Here is a 20,633-nt window from a genome sequence, read left to right as displayed (position 1 = left end):
GGTGGTATAAAATCTCAAACGCCGATCAGCAGACTCGGGTTGACCGAGGACAACCTCTTGAGGCTCCACAGCTAGGCCGAGACCGCCGTGCAGACAAGGCGGAGAGGCGAGAGCAAAGGGAGGTTGCAATGGTCGGTTCGGATCTGCGGGCTGGGTTCGAGAAGGTGGCCTTCAAGGCCGACGATGGTACGGTGCTGCGCGGCTGGCACGTGCCGCCGCAGGGGGACGCGCCGACAGCGCCCATCGTCGTGCTTCATCACGGCTTCAGCGGGCTCAAGGAAAGCTATCTCGATAAATATGCGGCCGCGTTCAGCGCGGCCGGTCTCGGCGCGCTGGTCTATGATCCCCGCAATTTCGGCGAGAGCGAAGGACGCGTCCGGCAGGAGATCGACCCGATGCAGCAGCTGGCCGACTACCGCGATGCCATCACCTTCGCGATGACCCTGCCGCGCGTCGATCCCAGAAGGATCGGCGCTTGGGGCTCCAGCTATGGCGGCGGTGTCGCCATCCAGGCGGCGGCGATCGATCAGCGCATCCGCTGCGTGGCAGTGCAGGTCTCGTTCCTCAGCGGCGGCGCGATCTGGAGCCACATTCCGGCGGAGACAAAGGCGCAGCTGTCGCAGCTGTTCGTCGGCGAGCGATTGGCCCGTGCCGCGGGCGAGCCGCCGATGACCATGCAGGTGGTGGCGCAGGATCCGGCGACGACGCCGTGCATCCTCGGGACGTCGGACGCCTACGACTGGTGCATGGAGGCGGCGAAGATCTCGCCGCTGTGGCGCAACGAGGTTACCGTGCGCAGCCTAGAGCTCACCTTCAGCTTCGAGCCGGCCGCCTTTTTGCATCGCATCGCGCCGCGGCCGCTGATGTGGATCGCGGCCGAGGGCGACATGCTGATGCCGATTGAGGCGTCCCGGGAGGCGTTCGCATGCGCCGGCGAGCCAAAGCAGTTTGTCAGTCTGCCTTGCGGGCATTTCGCGCCCTATGTCCAGCACTTCGAACAATCATCCTCGGCTGCGCGTGACTGGTTCCTATCACACCTCCTGTAGGCGCGCGAAGCTCGAGCTCCGGAGGTAGGGTAAGGCGATCGCAGATGAGGCAACAAGCTGTGGCGAGCGCTCGTTTCGCAGCCACCCTTCGCGACGGCCGCCTACGGCGGCCTCTCGGGATGAGGGTCTTTTCGCGGCCAAATCCAAACCGTCATGGTGAGGAGGGCCGCTCTGCATCGCCTTGAGACCCATGGGGGCTGACGATCGGCTGCTCCCGTGCGGCGCTGCTCATGCTGCTCCTGCTCCGGGGCCGGCGGCCCGTGCGTGCAGTTGCCGGCACCTGGCACGAGCACCCCGCCGGTGGCGGGGCGGCAATTCCCAAACAGCGGGGCTGATTCGGCGCGAATGGTCTAGAATTATAATTGCAACGCGCGTCGCGCGTCACCTCCGTGCAGTGCCCCCGCCCGAAATGCCCCCCGTCATCGCCGACCCCTCCCTCCTGCGCGTCCTGATCGTGCTCGCCATCACCCAGCTCATCGCCTGGGGCACGCTCAGCCTGCCGGCGGTGATCGGCCGGGCCATGGCGGTGGATCTGGAGATGGATCTGACGGCGATCTTCGCCAGCACCTCGGTGCTGTACATGTCGATGGGGCTGTGCTCGCCGCTGCTGGCGCGGCCGTTCGTCAAGCATGGCGGGCGGCGGGTGATGATCGCGGGCACCCTGCTGGCCGCGCCGGGCTATGCGCTGCTGTCAGCCGCGCAGGGCGCTCTCTCTTATTATGCCGCATGGCTGCTGCTCGGCGTGGCCGGCAGCGCCACGCTCTCGACCGCCTCCTACATCGTGCTCAACGAGATCGCCGGCCTGCGCGCGCGCAGCGCCATCGGCGCGCTGATGCTGGTCACGGGGCTGTCGAGCAGCATCTTCTGGCCGGTCACCTCGACCCTCTCGGCGCATATCGGCTGGCGCAGCACCTGTCTCGTCTACGCCGGCCTGCTGCTGCTGGTCTCGCTGCCGCTGTTCGTGTTCCTGCTGCCGCGGCGCGTCCATGATCATCTGCCGCCGTCATCATCGGATGCGGCGGCGTCCGTCCCCGCAGCGACGCCGTCGCGCGGCACGTTCTATCTGCTGGTCGGCGCCTCCGGCCTCAACGCCTTCGTCGCGTTCGGGATGGGGGCCGTGCTGATCGAGCTCCTGAAGGCCGAAGGCCTGTCGGCGGCCGAAGCGGTCGGCTTTGGCTCGATGCTGGGGGTGATCCAGATCAGCGCCCGCGCCATCGATTTTCTCGGCGGCGGCCGCTGGGACGGCATCACCACCGCGATCGTCGCCGGCCTGGCGCTGCCGGTGGCGATGCTGCTGCTGATGTTGAGCGACGGCTCGCATGCCGCGATCGGCGCCTTCATCCTGATCTACGGCCTCGGCAGCGGCGCGCTCGCCGTGGCGCGGGCCACCATGCCGCTGGTGTTCTACGACAAGGCGGCCTTCGCCAAGGCGTCCGCCCAGATCGGACTGCCGCTCAACCTGTTGTCGGCGGTGTCGGCGCCCATCCTCGTCGAGCTCTTGACCCGCTACGGCAGCAACGCGCCGCTGGCGCTGAGCCTGGCATGCTCATGCGCGGCCGTGGTCATCCTGTTGCTGCTGCGGCAGCGCCGTCCGATGCGCGCGGCGGTCTCGTCCTGAGACGTCCGACCGAGTCGCCCGTCGGGGCGGACCTGCGCCCGCCGGAAGCGCCGGGACATGCCGCATTCGCCCTGCGCCGAAACACGAAGTTCATTCGCCGTCTCAACGACATCGCCGCAGCCGCGCCCGCCTGCGCAAATTTTGTTCTTTCGTTTTATCGGAATTCGTGCTTCTCTATCGCTGTCCCGCCTCATCGACGAGGGGCGCTGCGCATCGTCAGGAGCGTTGGGGTGGGATGTGATGGACGGGCAGGCGCCGACTGACGAGCGGCGCCGGCACGGACGGTCAAGTCGCATGGTCCTGGCATCCCGATGCTGATGCCTGCGTGGCGTGCCTTTGGCGCGTTGTCGCAAACGGGGGCAAGAACGCCGGTCCCCGGGGAGAGTGCGAAGCAGCCGTAACACCATTGCGCAGGGAAGGCCGGGCAGAACCGGTTGAACCTGTGGTTCCTGCCCCGTGCATTCCTTTCCGCACGGGGGCCGCAGGAATCAGCCGATGCCTGGTCTTCCCTGCGCCCTCGATGACGTGAGGGCTTCGCTGCACAAAGCTCGGGCGCCTGACGCGTCGCGACAACGCAACTCCGTGGGGACTCGACACCCAATCGGGTGGAACTGGTGCGAACCGGCCCTTTCAATTATCGCATGTTAATTCGAGCGATCGTCGCGCAATGCCGCGCTGGTTGTTCTCTGGCATAAGTTCGCGTGAACGGACGTTTCCAGTCCAAAGACTAATTAGTTCGCCGGCGTTCGGACGGCACGGATAGCAAACCATTAATGTAGGGTTGGTATCGTGCATACAGTCCACGCAACGAGAACCAGAAAATGCGACACCTGACTGTCTATCAGCGTCTCGCGGCGATCATCGCCGTGATGTCGATCGCACTGTTCGCCGTCTCCGCCATGCAGATCCTGATGCTGCGCGGAACCGTTCTCGAGGAGCGGCAGACCATGGTCCGCAACCTCGTCGAGTCCGCCGTCAAGGTGCTGAGCTATTATGACGCCGCGGCGACCGCCGGCAAGGTCGCGCCGGAGCAGGCGCGGCAGCAGGCCTACGCCGCGATCGGCGCAATGCGCTGGGGCCAGTACAACGACTATCTCGGCGTCTACGGAACCGGATCGTCGGATGCGGGCGTGACCTATGTCCATGCCAACCCGAAATACATCAACGTCAACCGCTGGGACTTCAAGGATTCCACCGGCAAGCTCCTGATCCAGGACATCGTGCGCACGGCGCGCGCCGGCGGCGGCTTCGTCGAGTACAAGGTGCCGCGCGCCGGGGGGACGACCGAGCTGCCGAAGATGTCCTACGTCGGCGCCTATGGCAGCGGCGACAAGATGCTGGCGATCCAGGCCGGCGTGTATGTCGACGACATCGACGCAGTCGTCTATCAGCGTGCGATGTGGGCCGGCTTCGGCGCGCTTGCCGGTCTGCTGGTCGCCGCGGTCGTCGCCTTCTGGCTCGGACGCAGCGTCGTCGTTCCGCTCGACCGCACCTGCGTCGTGATGGACGAGCTGACCAAGGGCAATCTGGGCCTCGAGGTGCCGTTCACCGATCGCAGGAACGAGATCGGCCGCATGGCGCGCAGCCTGCAGATCTTCAAGGACCATCTCGCCGAGAGCGAGCGCCTCCGGGCCGAGCAGGAGCAGTCCAAGCAGCAGGCCGCCGAGGAGCGCCGCACGGTGCTGGTGCGGATCGCCGACGAGTTCGAGCGCTCGATCGGCGGCGTGATCCAGACCACCGCGACCGCGGCCGGCGAGCTGCAGACCTCCGCGCAATCGATGTCGAGCATCGTCGCCGGCACGACGGACCAGAGCGCGAAGGTGGCCGCGGCCGCCGAGCAGACCGCCAAGAACGTGCAGACGGTGTCGGCCTCCGCCGAGCAGTTGTCGTCATCGATCCAGGAGATCGCCAAGCAGGTCACGCAGTCGTCGTCGATCGCCCAGAACGCGGTCGGGCAGGCGACGCGGACGGAGGCGATGGTCGACAGGCTGGTCCACGCGTCGCAGAAGATCGGCGAGGTGATGGCGCTGATCCAGACCATCGCGGGGCAGACAAACCTGCTGGCGCTGAACGCCACCATCGAATCGGCGCGTGCCGGCGAGGCCGGCAAGGGCTTCGCGGTCGTCGCCAACGAGGTCAAGGCGCTGTCGGCGCAGACCGCCAAGGCGACCGAGGAGATCACCAGCCAGATCGAAGCCATCCGCGACGCCACCGGCTCGACGGTCAACGCAATCCGCGAGATCGGCGCGACCATCGGGCAGATGAACGAGATCACCGACGCGATCGCAGCCGCGGTCGAGGAGCAGGGCGCTGCGACCAAGGAAATCGCCCGCAGCGTGCAGCAGGCGGCGCAGGGCACGCAGGGGGTCATGCAGCACATTGTCGGCGTGCGCGAGGCGTCCGGCCAGGTCGGCGCCGCAGCGGCACAGGTGTTGAGTGCGGCCTCGCAGCTCGGCAGCCAGTCGGATCAGCTCAAGACCCAGACCGGGCGATTCCTCGGCAACGTCCGCGCGGCGTGATGTCGGCGGCGGATGGTGACAGCTCACCCTCCGCCGATCTCCAAGAGACGGTCGAGCAGCGCGGCCTGCGCCGGATTGATCCGGACCCTCGCCTCGGCGAGGTCGAACCAGGCGGCGCGGTCCACCTCGGGAAAGCGCTGGATCCGGCCGCTGCGCGGCGGCCATTCGAGCTCGAACGCGTTGCTGGTGATGCTGCCGGCATCGAGGTCGGTCTCGGCGGCGAACGCCTCGACCACCTTGCCGCCGCGCTGCTTGATCTCGCCGAGCGGCAGCAGCGACGCCGTCAGCGTCGTGCCGAGCTCCTCGGCAAATTCGCGCCGCGCCACCGCCTCGGCCGCCTCGCCGGCGCCGAACTCGCCCTTCGGGATCGACCAGGCGCCGAGATCCTTGTTGCGCCAGAACGGGCCGCCGGGATGCACCAGCAGCACTTCCAATCCGTTGGAGGTCCTGCGAAAGGCGAGCACGCCCGCGCTGCGTGCCGGCATCGCCTTATGCCTCGCCGGTGCGCTGGATGAGGTCGCGCTCCCAGCCGAACACCGAACGGCCGTCGAGCTCTGGCGAGGCGGCGCGCTCGGTCGCGATGTAGGCATCGAGCGAGGGGCCGGTCGCGCTGCGCTCCAGCCGGCGGGCCTGGTCGTCGAGCCGCTTCAGCGCCGACAGTGCCTCGTCGCGGCCGAGCTTGGCGTTGCCGACGGCCGATTTGAGCACGCGGATGGTCTCGTCATAGACCTTGATCGGCACCGGATAGGGATGCCGGTCCTTGCCGCCATGCGCCAGCGAGAACCGTGCCGGGTCGCTGAATCGATACGGCGCGCCATGCACGACCTCGGCGACCATGGCGAGCGAGCGCACGGTACGGGCGCCGACGCCCGGCGTCAGCAGCAGGTCGGGGAAGTCGACCGGGCCGCGCTCGGCGGCCGCCGCGAGCGTGCCGCGCAGCCGGCGGGCGAACACGTCCTTCGGCCTGACGTCGTGATGCGCGGGCATGACGAGATGCGGCAGCAGGCCCTGGGCGGGCTCCGGCGTGCTCAGCCGTTCGAACTCCGTGACGACGCGGTCGGGGCCGAGATCGGTGAGCAGCTCGAGCTGGGCGTGGCGCGACGGCGCGGCGCGCTTGTCGGTGAGGTTGACGATCTCGCCCTGGACGGGACCATCGATGGCGCTGTGCGGCGCGTCGACGAAGCTCGCAAGCTGCTGCGAATGCCAATGGTAGCGCCGGGCCTGGCGCGCGTCGCCATTCATGCCCTGCTGCACCACGGTCCATTTGCCGTCCGATGTGACGAAGAAGCCGTGCAGATAGAGGTCGAAGCCGTCCTGCACCGCGGCGCTGTCGACCTTGGCGACGAGCTTGCTGGTCCGGACCAGCTCCTCGCTGTCGAGGCCGAGCCGGTCGCTGAGCAGGCGCAGCTCGTCGGGCGTCTTGCGCGAATGCTCACCGCGGCCGCCGCAGACGTAGATGCCGAGCTCGCCGGACAGCGGCTTCAGCCCGCGCTTCAGCGCGCCGATCACGCTCGTGGTGATGCCGGAGGAATGCCAGTCCATGCCCATGACGGCGCCGAACGACTGGAACCAGAACGGATGCGACATCCGCGCGAGGAATTCGTCGCGGCCGTAGTGATGCACGATCGCCTGGGTGATGATGGCGCCGAGCGAGGCCATGCGCGCGCCGAGCCAGGCCGGGACGCGTCCGGAATGGAGCGGAAGATCGGCGCTGCCGGTGCGTCGGGCCATCGGAACCTTGCAGAGGAGGTGTGTCGCGCCAATCTAACAGATGGCGCGCCGATGTGCGATCGCTCCGATGGGACGCGGGCTGTGGCGCTATCCGGTTTGCCCGAGATGGCCGATCCAGTTCCTGAACAGCGTCTGGGCGGCGCTTTCGGCGGCGAGATCTGGCCGCAGCGTCAATCCCGGGAGTTCGGCCGCCAGCGTCGGGTCGCGCCTTTCCTTGGCCCGCCACTCGAACGCGTTGAGCACCGCCTCGCTCTCGGCGCTGAAATAGGATTTCGGCAGCCGCGGGTAGTCGTCGCGCTGCCCGGCGAGAAAGCGCGCGATGTCACGCATGTATTCGCGCTGCAGGGAGAGCGCGTCATATTCGGGATGGCCCTGAAAGAACACGAACCGGCTCGGCGTCGAGCGCGCGAAAATGTCGACGCCGACCTCCTCCGACCGCGTCAGGATGTCGTAGCCGCGCTCTGCCAGCAGCGGCTCGTTGACGGCGTTGAGGCGGGAGTGCGGCACCTGAAGCGGCAAATGGATGCCGTGCGTGAGCCAGTCGTCCTGGACCTTCACGCAGTCGAAGATGCCGGAGCATTTGCTCGCCAGCCGCTGCCGCTCGATGTCGTCCAGGTGCAGCACGGCCGCGTGGGCCGCGAGACACGACCAGATCGTCGAGCGCGTATTGGTTCTGGCCCAGTCGATCACGGAGGTGAGGTCCGACCAATAAGGTTCGTCGCGCAATGTCGCGGCGACAGGCTCCGCGCCGGTCACGATCAGGCCGTCGATGCCGAGCCGATCGAGCGACCCGATGTCCGCGTAGGACTGGGCGACGTGGCTCCTGGCCGCTTGCGAGCGCAAGATGGAGGGCAGCGAGAAGCAGTGCAGGCGGATGCGGACGTGCCGCGGCGCGCACTGCTGCAGCAGGCGGGCGATCTGGAGATCGGTCGCCTTCAGGGCGCTGTCCGGCATGTTGTTGACGAGGCCGATCGAAAGCTCGATCGGGCGCCCTCCGCGGTCGTCGAACTCGGCGGGTGCGAGGGCAGGGCTCGCGATCCTGCGATGTCGGTCGAACAGCAGGGTCATCGGCTGATCGCTCTACTCCGCCGCATCCAACTGACGCGGACGAGGGCAGGCCTGGGCGAGAGCCTGGTCGAGATCCTCGATGATGTCGCTGACATGCTCGATGCCGATCGACAGCCGGATCGTCTCGGGGAGGACGCCCGCCTTGCGCTGGTCGTCCGGCGGCATCTGCCGATGTGTGGTCGATGCGGGATGGCAGGCCAGCGATTTCGCATCGCCGATATTGACCAGCCGCGTGACGAGCTTCAGGGAGTCGTAGAACGCCTTGCCCGCCTCCATGCCGCCCTTGATCCCGAACGTGAACAGCGACGACGCCCGGCCGTCGAGATATTTCTGGACCAGGGGGTAATAGCGGCTGTCGGCGAAGCCGGCGTAGTTGACCCATTCTACGCGCGGATCGTTGCGGAGGAATTCGGCGACCTTGCGCGCATTTTCGACGTGACGCTCCATGCGCAGCGCGACCGTCTCGATGCCCTGCAGCAGCAGGAATGCGTTGAACGGCGACAGCACGGCACCCATGGTCCGCTGATAGACGCTGCGCGCGCGCTGGATGTAGGCGCTGCGGCCGAAATGATCGGTGTAGACCATCCCGTGATAGGACGCGTCGGGCTGGGTGAAGGCGGGAAAACGGTCGGCATGATCCTTCCAGGGGAAGTTGCCGCTGTCGACCAGCATGCCGCCCAGCGTCGTGCCATGACCGCCGAGAAACTTGGTCAGCGAATGCACCGCGATGTCGGCGCCGTAATCGAACGGCCGCAGCAGGATCGGTGTTGCGACGGTGTTGTCGACGATCAGCGGCACGCCGTTGCGATGCGCGACCTTCGCCAGCGCCTCGATGTCGCAGACATTGCCGGCGGGATTGCCGATCGTCTCGGCGAACACGGCCTTGGTGTTTTCGTCGATGAGACGTTCGATGGCATCGGGCGCATCGCTTTCGGCAAAGCGCCCGGTGATGCCCTGGCGCGGCAGGATGTGCCCGAGCAGCGTGTGCGTGGTGCCATAGAGCTGCGGCACCGAGACGATGTTGCCGCCGCTGTCGGCCAGATTGACGAATGCGAAGTGAAGCGCGGCCTGCCCGGTGCCGACGGCGAGCGCGCCGACGCCGCCCTCAAGCTCGGTGACGCGCTTCTCGAGCACCGCCGTGGTCGGATTGGAGATACGGCTGTAGCGGTAGCCCTCGGCTTCGAGATTGAACAGCGCGGCGCCGTGATCGGCGCTGTCGAAGGCGTAGGCGGCGGTCTGATAGATCGGAACCGCGACGGCCTTGGTGGTCGCCTCCGGTTCATAGCCGGCGTGGATTGCAATCGTCTCATTGCGCATCGGCGATCTCCACTCCAGCATCCGTCCACAATGCAGGTTGCACGTATTCCGCGAGGGGTGTCGTTGTAGGAGCGCAGGCGTGAAGCGGGCAATAATTCGCGACAAGAACGACGAAATAACCCTAACGATGTGTGGCCGATAAGCTTCGAATTAGCGTGCGGTTGGGACCGGGAGGAGGGACCGAATTTGCTGTCCGACCAGATCCAGTGCTGCTTTGGCCTGCGGCAGGATCGCACCGAGCGCGTGAAAATTGTGGACCATGCCGTTGTGACAGACATGCGCGACCGTGACACCAGCTTCCGCGAGCCGTGCCGCGTAGGCATTGCCCTCGTCACGCATCGGGTCGAATTCCGCGGTGTGGATCACGGCGGGGGGAAGCCCGGCCAGCGTCTCACGGCACAACGGCGATATCAGTGGATTGGCGACATCGACCTCGCCAACCAGATAGTCGGCGAGGTCGGCCTGCCAGGTCGCCCTGTCGATCAGGTGGCCGGTCCCGAACAGCTCGCGCGACGGCCAGAAATTGGAGAAATCGAGCACCGGACAGATCAGGCACTGCAGCGCGATCCTGAGATCGGTGCTGCCGACGGCCTGCTGACAAACGGCGGCGGCGAGCGTGGCGCCCGCGGAATCGCCGCCGATCACAATCCGACCGCCGTCGATGCCGAGCGCGGCCGCGCGATCGATGGCGAAGTGAACCGCCGCGATCGCATCCTCGATCGCTGCGGGGAACTTGTGCTCAGGCGCGAGGCGGTAGTCGATCGAGAGCAGCCGGCAGCCGGAGGCGGCGGCAAGCGCGGCGGCGACTTTGTCGTGCGTGTCGATGCTGCCTGCCACGAGACCGCCGCCGTGAAAGTAGACGAAGCCGGGGAGGGGCGCCCCAGTATCATCCGGGCCTGCTGCAGGCGTATACAGGCGATAACGAAGCAGCCCGGAGGGCCCGGAGAAATTGCCGTCCCGCGTGATGACGGCGCCGCAGTCGTTGCGCGCGAACTGCATCAGTTTTGCCAGCGACTGCCGGCGTTGCCGGGGACTCGGAGGCTCCCGGCTTTCCGTCACAACGGCCGCCACCATCGAAAGCAGGCGCTGGGCGCGAGGGTCGAGCGGCATGACAGCTCCAATTAACCAAGGCATCGGGCATTGTGCCCATCAGCAGTGAATCGATCGTGAGCAGCAGGTCGCGACAGGGAAATCCTTAAAATGTTCACGCCAGAAGTGCAGACACGATCGATGCCGAACGGGAGCGCCGCCATGACCCACATCGTCAAGCCTGTCAGCTACTCGCAGACCTGGACCTTCTTCGACGGCGAATGGCGCGAGGGCAATGCGCCGATCATGGGCGTCCGGACCCACGCGACGTGGCTCGCATCGACCGTGTTCGACGGGGCGCGCGCATTCGAAGGCGTGACGCCAGATCTCGATCGGCACTGCGCGCGCGTGAATCAGTCCGCGATCAATTTCCGGCTCAAGCCGGTGGTGGACGTCGAGACCTGGATGGGGTTGGCGCGGGAGGGGATCGCGCGGTTCGGAGCGAGAGCCGAGCTCTACATCCGCCCGATGTACTGGGCGCAGCATGGCGCCGGCGGCGGTGTCCTGTTCGATCCCGAGACCACCAATTGGTGCCTTTGCATCTATGAAGCGCCGATGCCGCAGCCGACGGGCAACGCCATCACGCTGTCGCCGTTCCGGCGGCCGACCGCCGAGTGCGCGCCGGTCGATGCCAAGGCGTCCTGCCTCTATCCGAACAATTCGCGCGCGCTGATCGAGGCGGCCTCGCGCGGCTTCAACAATTGCCTGATGCTCGATCTGCTCGGCAACGTCGCCGAGTTCGGCAATGCCAACGTGTTCATGGTCAAGGACGGCGTGGTGTTCACGCCGGTGCCGAACGGCACGTTTCTCAACGGGATCACCCGCCAGCGCGTGGCCGAGCTGCTGCGAGCCGACGGCGTCAGCGTGGTCGAGACCACGCTGCGCTATGCAGACTTCCTGGCCGCCGACGAGATCTTCTCGTCGGGCAATTTCGCCAAGGTCGCACCAGTCATTCGCATCGACGACCGGGCCCTGCCGATCGGTCCGGTGTTCAGCCGTGCGCGCCGGCTGTATTGGGACTATGCGCATGAGGTCAGGGCGGCCGCCTGAGCTAGGGGCCGTACAGCGGCAGCTCGGTGTCGCTGAGATCGCCGAGGCGAGGCGGCTGCGGTCCCTTGATGTACTTCCGGCCGCGCCGCTCGGTGTAGATGCCGACGAGACCGTCAATCGGCCCGTTAGCGTCGATGATGACAGAAACGGCGGCGCGACGCAGCAGCAGGCGGCCGACGGTACCGGCGCAGGAAACGTAGTCGGAGATGCTGCGGCAGTAGATCAGCTGCATCGCAGGCAATGCGAAGCGTCCCTGCCGGATGCGGACCTTCTGCAGCACCAGCGGAACGGGGCCCGCCGTCGATCGCACCACCATGCTGAGGCAGCCATAGCGCGCGTGGCGCATCAGCAATTCGGCCTCATCCGACGGAACGCCATCCACGGAGCGGGCGTCTGCCCTGACCTTCTCAACCGGCGAACTGAGGCCAGCCAGTGACAGCGCGGGCATCGAAAAGAACAGGCCGCTGCAATAGGCGCGAAATCCTTGCGCCTCAATGATCGGCCAGGTCTGCCTTGCGGCGCTGATATTGACGTAAGTGACCTCCGGCCGACGCTGCGCGATTCTCGTCAGCATCGTCGCGTAGTTGCGAAAGGCGGGTTCGACATACCAGCTCGACAGATTGCAGCAGATCTGCGGCTCCGCAGGCGTGCCGCGATCGCTATGGATGACGAGCAGGACGCCGGCCGCATTGCCGTCTTGCTCGAGCAGATAGCCGTAGCGTGGATAGCCGTCGGGCGTCGGGCGCGCGGCTTGCCGCTGCAGGCCGCTCGACCAATAGCCGCGGGGCCGCCGGGGGAAGCCGCGTGTCAAGAGATCGGTGATCGCGTCCAGATCGGAGTCTCCGATCTCGCGGCACCGGATCGGCGGCTTGGGCGCGCCCATGAGATGTTCTGCCGATCCCTCGACGGCGGCTTCGTGGCGTCAGCCGACGGTGCTTGCCTGGCGCTCGAACTGCAGCGCTTCCCGTACGCGCGACGGCCAGCGCGTCGGATCGATGCCGTGGGTGTGGAATAGCGCGACCGCGAGGCGATCCATGCCGAAAGCCACGCAACCGGTGTGCGCCGGTGCACCATCGGCGTCGATGATGCCCCAGGTGGTGCCGAAATGCTCGCGGTGATAGTTGAAGCTCATGCAGGCGGTCGGCTGCTCTTCCGAGCGCAGAGGCACTAGCAGCTCGAATTTCAACGCCTGCTGCTTCTGGCTGACCGCCTTCATCTGGCCGACGCGGCCGAAGAACGGGTCGCTGGCGTGATCGACCCGGAACGACAGGCCGAGATCGCGGGCAATCGCCTGCGCCTTCACCATCCAGCGGTCACGGAATGCCGAGACGTCGTCGGGCGTGCCGATGCAGACATATTCGCGCATCCGGAACGACTGCAGGCGGTCGAGATAACGCGACGGCTCGCGGCGGAAGCAATCGGCCGCGACGTCGAAGCGCAGGCCGCCGACCGGCAGGGCGCCGCGGCTCGCCGCGATCGGATAGACCGGATAGCAGGCCGCGGGCGACAGCACGAGGTCGGCTGGTGACAATGAGGTGGTCCAGTCGCCGCCCTTGTCGAACCGTGCCACGGCTTCATGGATGTCCCGCTCGGTGCCGTGCAGGCCGCAGACGCAGCCGAGCAGGTTGGGGAAACTCTTGAGATAGCCCGACTTTTCGAGCTGGGCGCGGCTCATGACCGGCGGAAAGCGCATGACCTCCGTGCCGGGCTCGCGATGTCGCGTGATGAGCGTCGTGAGCCGCTCCACCACGCCTTCATACAGCGCGGTCCGCGCATAGACGCCATCTGCGCCCATGCGATGGAACAGGGCGCCGGTCAAATGATCGAGCGCGTCGGCCGGCTGGGGCGCAATCTCGGGCGACTGCGGAAGAACGGGAATCGTCATTGTGCAAATCCTGAGTGGAGGCAATGGCTGCGATCGGCGTGATCATTCATGGAGCGAGGTCGGTACCGTGCTCATCAAGTTGGCCGTGGCAATGCTTGTGAGAATACGGTCGTTGTTGATCATGATCGGCGCCGACAGAACGTCTCGGAGGTGGCGGCCGATCGAGAACTCGCCGTCGTTGCGATAACCCGAGAGGCCGCAGGCGCGCATGGCGTGCATCACGGTCTCGACGGCAAGTTCCGAGGCCTGCACCTTCAACAGCGTGATCGAGGATTGGAAGTCGAGCGAGCTCAGCGCCCGCTCGTCATATTCGTGGGCGACGAAGGCATCCATGTTGGTGACGATCATTGCGCGCAGCCGGGCCAGCGCCATCTTCGCCGCGGTGTAATGCGCAGCTGCCGGCGGCATCTGTCCGCCGGCGCCGCGTGCGGCCTTGCGCAGGAAGCGCTGGGCGCGCTCCACGGCAGCCGCAGCGATGCCGGCCCAGGCCGACGACCAGCACAGATGTGCGAACGGTGTCATCGTCTGGCCGTGGATGCGACCATAGGATTCGGTGAACATGCGGTCGGAGGGACAGCTCACCTCGAGCGCGAATCCGGTCGAGCAGGTGCCGCGCATGCCCAGCGTTTCCCAGCCAAGGGTGCGCGAAATTGTGTAGTCATCCCTGGTCAGCGCCAGCAGCACCTGATCGGAGGCGGCGGCGCCGTCGGTGCGCCGGGCAATCGTGACGAGGCCATCGGCTTCCGCGCCATAGGAGATCACCGTGGCGTCGCGCTTCAGCGTGATACGGTCACCCTCGTGGCCGACCGCCGCAGCGCTGGCGCGGATATTGCCGCCGTTCTGGCCTTCGGTGGTGGAGGAGGCCATCAGCAGCTGCTCGGCGGCGATCCGGCGCATCAGCGATTCCATATAGGGATTGCCGCGGCCGTGACGAACCAGGCAGGCGACCTTGGTTTGGTGCATAGCGAAGATCATGGCGCTGGAGGCGCAGGCGCGGCCGAGCTCATAGCAGACGTCGGCAATGTCGTGGATCGAGGCGCCGAAGCCACCGAACTCGACGGGTATCTGCATCCCGAGCAGCTTGTGCTCGCGTGCCGCATCGATCGCGGCCTTCGGGAAGCGGCCGTCACGGTCGACCTCTTCGGCTTCCGCCGCGGCCTGCGTCGCAACAGCGGCGGTCCGCTGGACGAATAAGGAGCTGCGATCGAGCAGGAGGCTGTCGCCGTCGTCGGGGATCGGGTTGCGAAGCGCGGTTCCCTGGAGAGTCATGGTCGATCGATACTCCGGATCTTGTCTCTTTGAGAGAGCGGCACGCGCATCCGCAGTAGCAGGCCGATGCGCTGCGCCTTCTTTGGGCTGCAACGCAGGGTATGGATTTGATTCAAATGCGTCGACGAAATTCAGGGTAAACGCCGCGCAATCGACGGGTGGGGGTTAATTTCCGGTTGGTTCGATCCGAGAATTTTGGACCAAGCCGTTAGCGTTAAGACGAGTTCAGACTGGAATGGGGATGCGGCGTAACTCTTTCGACGCCGAATTGCGTTATCTCCCCTGCGCGTGCGTCGATCAGATCCGACGCGCCGGAACAAGTCGCGAGTGAAGAGGACCCCATGCCGAGTTTCGATGTCGATGTCAGTCGCAGGATCGTGGCGCTCGTGCGTGATATCCTCGCGCAGAATTCTACGGCCGCCGACGTGGCGGCGGATGCCAAGCTCGTCGATGTCGGGCTGACCTCGATGGACATGGTCAACCTGATGCTGGCGATCGAGGCGGAGTTCGATTTCACCATTCCGCAGGAGCTGATCACGCCGGAGAACTTCCAGTCGGTCGCAACGCTGGAGCGGCTGGTGAGCGGTCAGTTGGCGGCAGCGAAGGCCGCCTGACCCAGTTGCCATGCCCCGCGGATCACCGCGTCGCTGTTTTCAATTCGCCGCAAAGCTGGCATTCTCGTCTCCGCTGGAGATGGGGACGTCATGACGAAGGCTGTGCTTGGCATTATCGGCGGCTCGGGCATCTATGATCTGCCGGGATTGGAAGATGCGCGCGAAGAGGTGATCGCGAGTCCCTGGGGTGAGCCGTCGGCGCCGGTACGCCGGGGGACGATCGCGGGCCTGCCGATCGTGTTCCTTCCGCGCCATGACAAGGGACACCGACTGTCCCCGTCCGACATCAATTACCGCGCCAATATCGACGTGCTGAAGCGTGCGGGCGTCACCGACCTGGTGTCGCTGTCGGCCTGCGGCTCGTTCAAGGAAGAGCTCCCGCCGGGCACCTTCGTGCTGGTCGATCAGTTCGTCGATCGCACCTACAAGCGCGAGAGCTCGTTCTTCGGCAGGGGGTGTGTCGCCCACGTCTCGATGGCGCATCCGGTTTCACCGCGGTTGCGGATTCATCTCGCGGCTGCGGCCGAGGCCGAGGGCATCGCGATCGCGCGCGGCGGCACCTATGTCTGCATGGAGGGGCCGCAATTCTCGACCTATGCCGAAAGCATGACCTACAAGGCGTCAGGCTATTCGGTCATCGGCATGACCAACATGCCGGAGGCGAAGCTCGCCCGCGAGGCCGAGATCTGCTACGCGACGGTCGCGATGGTGACCGACTTCGACTGCTGGCATCCGGATCACGACGCCGTCACCGTGCAGGATATCATTCGCGTGCTCACCACCAACGCCGACAGGGCGAAATCGCTGGTGGCGCGGCTCGCCCGGGAGTTTCCGCGCGAGCATGAACCGTGCCCGATCGGCTCCGACCGAGCGCTCGACACCGCCTTGATCACTGCGCCGGAGGCGCGCGATCCCGAGCTTCTGAAGAAGCTCGATGCGGTCGCAGGCCGTATCTTGCGTGGTTGAGGGGGGATCGAACATGAAGGTGGACGGCAGGCATTATCGCAGCATCTGGCTCGACTCCGACGGCTGGTCGGTCTGCGCGATCGATCAACGCCGATTGCCGCACGAGTTCGTGGTGGCGAAGATCACGACATGCGAGGAGGCGGCGGACGCGATCCGCGGCATGCTGGTCCGCGGTGCGCCGCTGATCGGCGCCACCGCCGCGTTCGGCATGGCGCTGGCGATGCGCGACGACCGCTCCGATCCTGGCATCGACCGCGCCTACGAGATGCTGATCGCGACGCGGCCGACGGCGATCAACCTGAAATGGGCGCTCGACACGATGAGCACGATGCTGCGCCGGCTGGCACCGTCGGAGCGGCGCGATGCGGCCTATTCGCGCGCCGTCGACATTGCCGGCGAGGACGTCACGATCAACCAGGGCATCGCCGCGCATGGCTTCGCGCTGATCGAGGCGGCCGCGGCGCGCAAGAAGCCGGGCGAAGTCGTGAACGTGCTGACCCACTGCAATGCCGGCTGGCTTGCGACCGTCGATTGGGGCACGGCGACCGCGCCGATCTATCTTGCGCACGATCGCGGCATTCCGATCCATGTCTGGGTCGACGAGACACGGCCGCGCAATCAAGGCGCCTCGCTGACCGCCTGGGAGCTCGGGCATCACGGCGTGGCGCATACCGTCATCCCGGATAACACCGGCGGCCATCTCATGCAGCATGGGATGGTCGATCTCGCCATCGTCGGCACCGACCGCGTCGCCGCCAATGGCGACGTCTGCAACAAGATCGGCACCTATCTCAAGGCACTGGCCGCGCACGACAATGGCGTGCCGTTCTATGTCGCGCTGCCGTCGCCGACGATCGACTTCGCCGTCGCCGAAGGACGGCAGATCCCGATCGAGCAGCGCAGCGCGCAGGAGGTCACTGAGATGACGGGTCGCACCGCCGACGGTCGCATCGAGACCGTGCGCATCGTTCCGCCGGGCTCGCCGGTTGCGAACTACGGCTTCGACGTCACCCCGGCACGGCTGGTGACGGGGTTGATCACGGAGCGCGGCGTGCTGCAGGCTGACGGAGCGGCGCTGGCGGCCGCATTTCCCGAGCGGGCGAACCAAACGAACTATTGAGATCCTCGTCATTGCGAGCGCAGCTACGTGTCCGCCGAAGCCCAAAGGACGAAGGCGGAAGCAATCCAGAATCCCGCGAAGCCCCCGGCTCGCTTCGGCGCAGGAGCGCCTCGCAATGACGATCAGCGCAGGCGCAGTCCCGTCGCGGCTTCCAGCTCCGCAATCGCCTGCGATGCGCTGACAACCTTGATCGTCGTCATGCCCATCTCGCGCGCCGGCTTCAGGTTGACGCCGAGATCGTCGAGGTAGACGCAGTCCGCGGGGCTGACGCCGAGCGTCTCGGTCATCATCCGGTAGATCCGGGGATCGGGCTTGCGCAGCCCGATCTTGGCCGATTCGATCACGTGATCGAACAGCACCATCACCTCCGCGACGTACAACGAGCGGCCGCCCTGGCTGCCGATTGCGTTCGCCGGCAGATTGTTGGTGATGCAGCCGGTCTTGCATTCCGTCTTGATGCGGCGGAGCGCCTCGACCATGCCGGGCCGGAGATCGCCGGCGAGCAGCGGCAGCACCTCGCGCCCGCTGACCGCTGCGCCGCCGAGCGCCAGCGACTCCTCCGCAAACAGCCGGTCGAAAGTGTCGAGGTCGATCTCGGCGCGCTCGAATTTCGCCCAGGCATTCTCGAGATGGTTGGCAGCATTGGTGTTGCGGATGATGTCGACGGGATAGCCGCGCTCCTTCTCGAACCGCGCGAAGGCCTCGAACGGCGATGTCGTCATCACGCCACCGAAATCAAAGATCACCGCCTCGACCATGTCAGTCCCATCCTCGTTCGATCCCCGGATGATCGCTAGCATGGGACGCCGCACTTGGCGATATCGGTCGCAGCCGCTATTGCTGCCGCGATGAAGCTATCTCACGCAATCACTGCAGCCGCCGCTCTGCTGGCACCATCGCCAACCCTTGCCATGGTCGGCAATGCGCCCGCGCTGAATGATGGCATCGGGCGCTCCGTGGTCACGATCGTCGGCTCGCGCGGCAATTTTTGCAGCGGCGCACTGATTGCCCCGAAGCTCGTGTTGACCGCCGGACATTGCGTGCAGCCGGGGCTCGATTACCGCATCGTGGAATACGATCGTGACCGCAAGCCGGTTCTCAAGACGGTCCGGCGGGTGGCGGTGCATCCGAGCTTCAGCGTGCAGGCCATCCTGGCGCATCGCGCCACCGCCGATGTCGCGCTGCTGGAATTGGAGGCGCCCGCGGAGGCGCGCGTGCCGGCGGCGCTTGGCGTGCCGCAGCCGCCGCTTGCCGCCGGCAATGCGTTCACGGTCGCAGGGATCGGTGTCGCTGTCCCAGGCGACGGAAAGAGCGGCGGCATGGTGCGCGGGGCGGCGTTGGTTGCGACGGGCAAACCGGGCACGCTGCAGATCCGGCTCGTCGATCCGGCGACGCAAGGCGTGCGGCCCGGATTGGGCGGCTGCACCGGCGACTCCGGCGGGCCTGCTTTCGAGACGCAGCCGCAAGGTCAGGTGCTGATCGGCGTCATCTCATGGTCGACCGGACCGAATCTCGGCGACGGCTGCGGCGGCATGACCGGCGTCACGCCGCTCACGCTGTATCGCGACTGGGTCGCACAGACCGCGCGGCAATGGGGCATGCCGCTCAGCGGAAATTGAGATCGTTCAGGGCTGGGTTGCGGCTCGCGGTCGCGGGTTGACCATCGTCGTGATCGGGTTCAGCCTGTCGCGCGAGGAAACAACATCAAGACCAAAGCCCAGGGACTCCCATGAACGTCATCGCGCCCATCCGGGAGGCCGCGTCCTCGCACGCGACCGAACATTTCGACGTGCTGATCGTCGGCGCCGGCATCTCCGGTGTCGGCAGCGCCTATCAGTTGACCAAGCAGATGCCCGACAAGCGCTTCGTGATCCTGGAGAGCCAGGACAGCTTTGGCGGCACCTGGCGGACGCACCGCTATCCCGGTATCCGCTCCGACAGCGACCTGCATACGTTCGGCTACAGCTTCAAGCCATGGGTCGGGCCGCCGATCGCGACCGCGGAAGAGATCCTCAACTACATGGGCGACGTGATCGAGGAGAACGACCTTGGCCGCCACATTCGCTATGGCCACCTCATCCTGTCCGCGAGTTGGTCGAGCGCGACCAGTCTCTGGACGGTCCAAGCGGTGAAGGGCAGGGATCACGAGCCCGTCACCTTTACAACGAATTTTCTCTGGATGTGCCAGGGCTACTACCGACACTCCAAGGGCTACACGCCTGAGTGGCCGGACATGGTGAAGTTCAAGGGCCGCATCGTCCATCCGCAGCTGTGGCCCGAGGATCTCGATCTCACGGGCAAGCAGGTCGTGGTGATCGGCTCCGGTGCGACGGCCGCGACCATCCTGCCGTCGATCGCCGGCCAATGCGCGCATGTGACGATGCTGCAGCGGTCGCCGACCTACTTCCGCGTCGGCCGCAATGCGATCGAGCTGGCCGAGGAGCTGCGGAGACTGCAGGTGAAGGAGGAATGGATCCATGAGATCGTCAGGCGCAAGATCCTGTTCGAACAGGATTGGTTCACCAAGCGCTGCCTGACCGAGCCCGACCAGGTGAAGAAGGAGCTGATCGGCCAGATCAGCGCCATCCTCGGACCCGACTATACGGCCAAGCACTTCACGCCGAGCTACCGCCCGTGGCGGCAGCGTATCGCCTTCGTGCCGGATGCCGACCTGTTCGAGGGCATCAAGAGCGGCAAGGCCTCGGTTGTGACCGACGAGATCGAGCGGTTCACCGAGACAGGCATCAAGCTGAAGTCCGGCGACGAGCTCAAGGCCGACATCATCATCACCGCGACCGGCTTCGATCTCTGCGTGCTCGGCGACATCGCGTTTACGATCGACGGCAAGCCGCTCGACTTCGCTGACACCGTGACCTATCGCGGCATGATGTTCACCGGCGTGCCGAACCTGGCCTGGGTGTTCGGCTATTTCCGCGCCAGTTGGACGTTGCGCACGGACCTCGTCGCGGATTTCGTGTGCCGCCTGCTCGCGCACATGAAAGAAAAAGGTGTGAGCAAGGTCGTGCCGGCGCTGCGCCCGGAGGATCACAACATGCCGCTGCTGCCATGGATCGACCCGGAGAACTTCAACCCCGGCTACATGATGCGCAACATGCATCTGCTGCCTAAGCGCGGCGACAAGCCGGAGTGGCAGCACAGCCAGGACTACTGGAGCGAGAAGGATCAGATCCCGGCGATCGATCTGGATGATCCGGCGTTCGTGTACGGGTGAGGCGATGACTTTCTGAGTCTCGCTGGAGCCTCAAATACGGTGTCGTCCCCGCGAACGCGGGGACCCATGACCACCGGCGGGTACTGGTCGGCGAAAGGGTCAACGCGTA

At 66.1% G+C, this 20,633-nt stretch carries 18 protein-coding genes; 9 read left to right on the top strand and 9 right to left on the bottom strand.

Annotated elements, in window-relative coordinates; translation table 11 throughout:
* The first annotated feature begins 128 nt into the window (after positions 1-128).
* The 3 genes from QX070_RS29285 (at position 129) to QX070_RS29275 (ending at position 5,183) form a co-directional block, all read left to right on the top strand.
* A complete protein-coding gene (locus tag QX070_RS29285) occupies positions 129-1,046 on the top strand; it encodes an alpha/beta hydrolase (RefSeq protein WP_315740624.1) in 918 nt (305 codons plus the stop codon).
* A 409-nt stretch (positions 1,047-1,455) separates the two neighbouring features.
* Entirely contained in the window at positions 1,456-2,664 is a 1,209-nt protein-coding gene (locus QX070_RS29280) for an MFS transporter (protein WP_315740623.1), read from the top strand.
* 821 nt (positions 2,665-3,485) lie between these two features.
* A complete protein-coding gene (locus tag QX070_RS29275; RefSeq protein WP_315740622.1) occupies positions 3,486-5,183 on the top strand; it encodes a methyl-accepting chemotaxis protein in 1,698 nt (565 codons plus the stop codon).
* Positions 5,184-5,206: 23 nt separating this feature from the next.
* Here QX070_RS29275 and QX070_RS29270 read toward each other — a convergent pair whose 3' ends face one another.
* The 5 genes from QX070_RS29270 to QX070_RS29250 form a co-directional block, all read right to left on the bottom strand.
* Positions 5,207-5,668, bottom strand: a complete 462-nt coding sequence (locus tag QX070_RS29270; protein WP_315740621.1) for an NUDIX domain-containing protein — start codon at positions 5,666-5,668, stop codon at positions 5,207-5,209.
* 4 nt (positions 5,669-5,672) lie between these two features.
* On the bottom strand, positions 5,673-6,914 hold the full coding sequence (locus QX070_RS29265) for a DUF763 domain-containing protein (RefSeq protein WP_315740620.1): 1,242 nt from the start codon (positions 6,912-6,914) through the stop codon (positions 5,673-5,675).
* A gap of 87 nt (positions 6,915-7,001) precedes the next feature.
* A complete protein-coding gene (locus tag QX070_RS29260; protein ID WP_315740619.1) occupies positions 7,002-7,982 on the bottom strand; it encodes a homoserine O-succinyltransferase in 981 nt (326 codons plus the stop codon).
* 12 nt (positions 7,983-7,994) lie between these two features.
* Positions 7,995-9,299, bottom strand: coding sequence for an O-acetylhomoserine aminocarboxypropyltransferase/cysteine synthase family protein (locus QX070_RS29255; protein WP_315740618.1), 1,305 nt, complete (start codon positions 9,297-9,299; stop codon positions 7,995-7,997).
* 150 nt (positions 9,300-9,449) lie between these two features.
* Positions 9,450-10,409: an alpha/beta hydrolase gene (locus tag QX070_RS29250; protein ID WP_315740617.1), complete on the bottom strand. Its 960-nt coding sequence runs from the start codon at positions 10,407-10,409 to the stop codon at positions 9,450-9,452.
* Positions 10,410-10,550: 141 nt separating this feature from the next.
* On the opposite strand from QX070_RS29250, the gene QX070_RS29245 reads away from it, so the two are divergent.
* A complete protein-coding gene (locus tag QX070_RS29245; protein WP_315740616.1) occupies positions 10,551-11,438 on the top strand; it encodes a branched-chain amino acid aminotransferase in 888 nt (295 codons plus the stop codon).
* 1 nt (position 11,439) lies between these two features.
* Here QX070_RS29245 and QX070_RS29240 read toward each other — a convergent pair whose 3' ends face one another.
* Genes QX070_RS29240 through QX070_RS29230 form a run of 3 tightly spaced genes read right to left on the bottom strand, consistent with a single transcriptional unit; the run spans position 11,440 to position 14,592 of the window.
* Positions 11,440-12,321, bottom strand: coding sequence for an acyl-CoA acyltransferase (locus tag QX070_RS29240; protein ID WP_315740615.1), 882 nt, complete (start codon positions 12,319-12,321; stop codon positions 11,440-11,442).
* 39 nt (positions 12,322-12,360) lie between these two features.
* Positions 12,361-13,323, bottom strand: coding sequence for an amino acid--[acyl-carrier-protein] ligase (locus QX070_RS29235; RefSeq protein WP_315740614.1), 963 nt, complete (start codon positions 13,321-13,323; stop codon positions 12,361-12,363).
* 42 nt (positions 13,324-13,365) lie between these two features.
* Positions 13,366-14,592, bottom strand: a complete 1,227-nt coding sequence (locus QX070_RS29230; RefSeq protein WP_315740613.1) for an acyl-CoA dehydrogenase family protein — start codon at positions 14,590-14,592, stop codon at positions 13,366-13,368.
* A 341-nt stretch (positions 14,593-14,933) separates the two neighbouring features.
* Here QX070_RS29230 and QX070_RS29225 point away from each other — a divergent pair, with 341 nt between their 5' ends.
* The 3 genes from QX070_RS29225 (at position 14,934) to mtnA (ending at position 17,292) form a co-directional block, all read left to right on the top strand.
* Positions 14,934-15,206: a phosphopantetheine-binding protein gene (locus tag QX070_RS29225; RefSeq protein ID WP_315740612.1), complete on the top strand. Its 273-nt coding sequence runs from the start codon at positions 14,934-14,936 to the stop codon at positions 15,204-15,206.
* A gap of 90 nt (positions 15,207-15,296) precedes the next feature.
* Entirely contained in the window at positions 15,297-16,172 is an 876-nt protein-coding gene (locus tag QX070_RS29220; protein ID WP_315740611.1) for an S-methyl-5'-thioadenosine phosphorylase, read from the top strand.
* Positions 16,173-16,185: 13 nt separating this feature from the next.
* A complete protein-coding gene (gene mtnA, locus QX070_RS29215; protein WP_315740610.1) occupies positions 16,186-17,292 on the top strand; it encodes an S-methyl-5-thioribose-1-phosphate isomerase in 1,107 nt (368 codons plus the stop codon).
* A gap of 122 nt (positions 17,293-17,414) precedes the next feature.
* On the opposite strand, the gene QX070_RS29210 is transcribed toward mtnA, so the two are convergent.
* Positions 17,415-18,050, bottom strand: a complete 636-nt coding sequence (locus QX070_RS29210) for an HAD-IA family hydrolase (RefSeq protein ID WP_315740609.1) — start codon at positions 18,048-18,050, stop codon at positions 17,415-17,417.
* 90 nt (positions 18,051-18,140) lie between these two features.
* On the opposite strand from QX070_RS29210, the gene QX070_RS29205 reads away from it, so the two are divergent.
* Entirely contained in the window at positions 18,141-18,911 is a 771-nt protein-coding gene (locus tag QX070_RS29205) for a S1 family peptidase (protein ID WP_315740608.1), read from the top strand.
* 110 nt (positions 18,912-19,021) lie between these two features.
* Positions 19,022-20,524, top strand: coding sequence for an NAD(P)/FAD-dependent oxidoreductase (locus QX070_RS29200; protein ID WP_315740607.1), 1,503 nt, complete (start codon positions 19,022-19,024; stop codon positions 20,522-20,524).
* Positions 20,525-20,633 lie beyond the last annotated feature (109 nt).

It is taken from the genome of Bradyrhizobium sp. SZCCHNR1093 (assembly GCF_032381175.1).
GTDB lineage: Bacteria > Pseudomonadota > Alphaproteobacteria > Rhizobiales > Xanthobacteraceae > Bradyrhizobium.
Note: the sequence above shows the minus strand (reverse complement) of the source record. Positions and strands in the feature narration are given on the sequence as shown.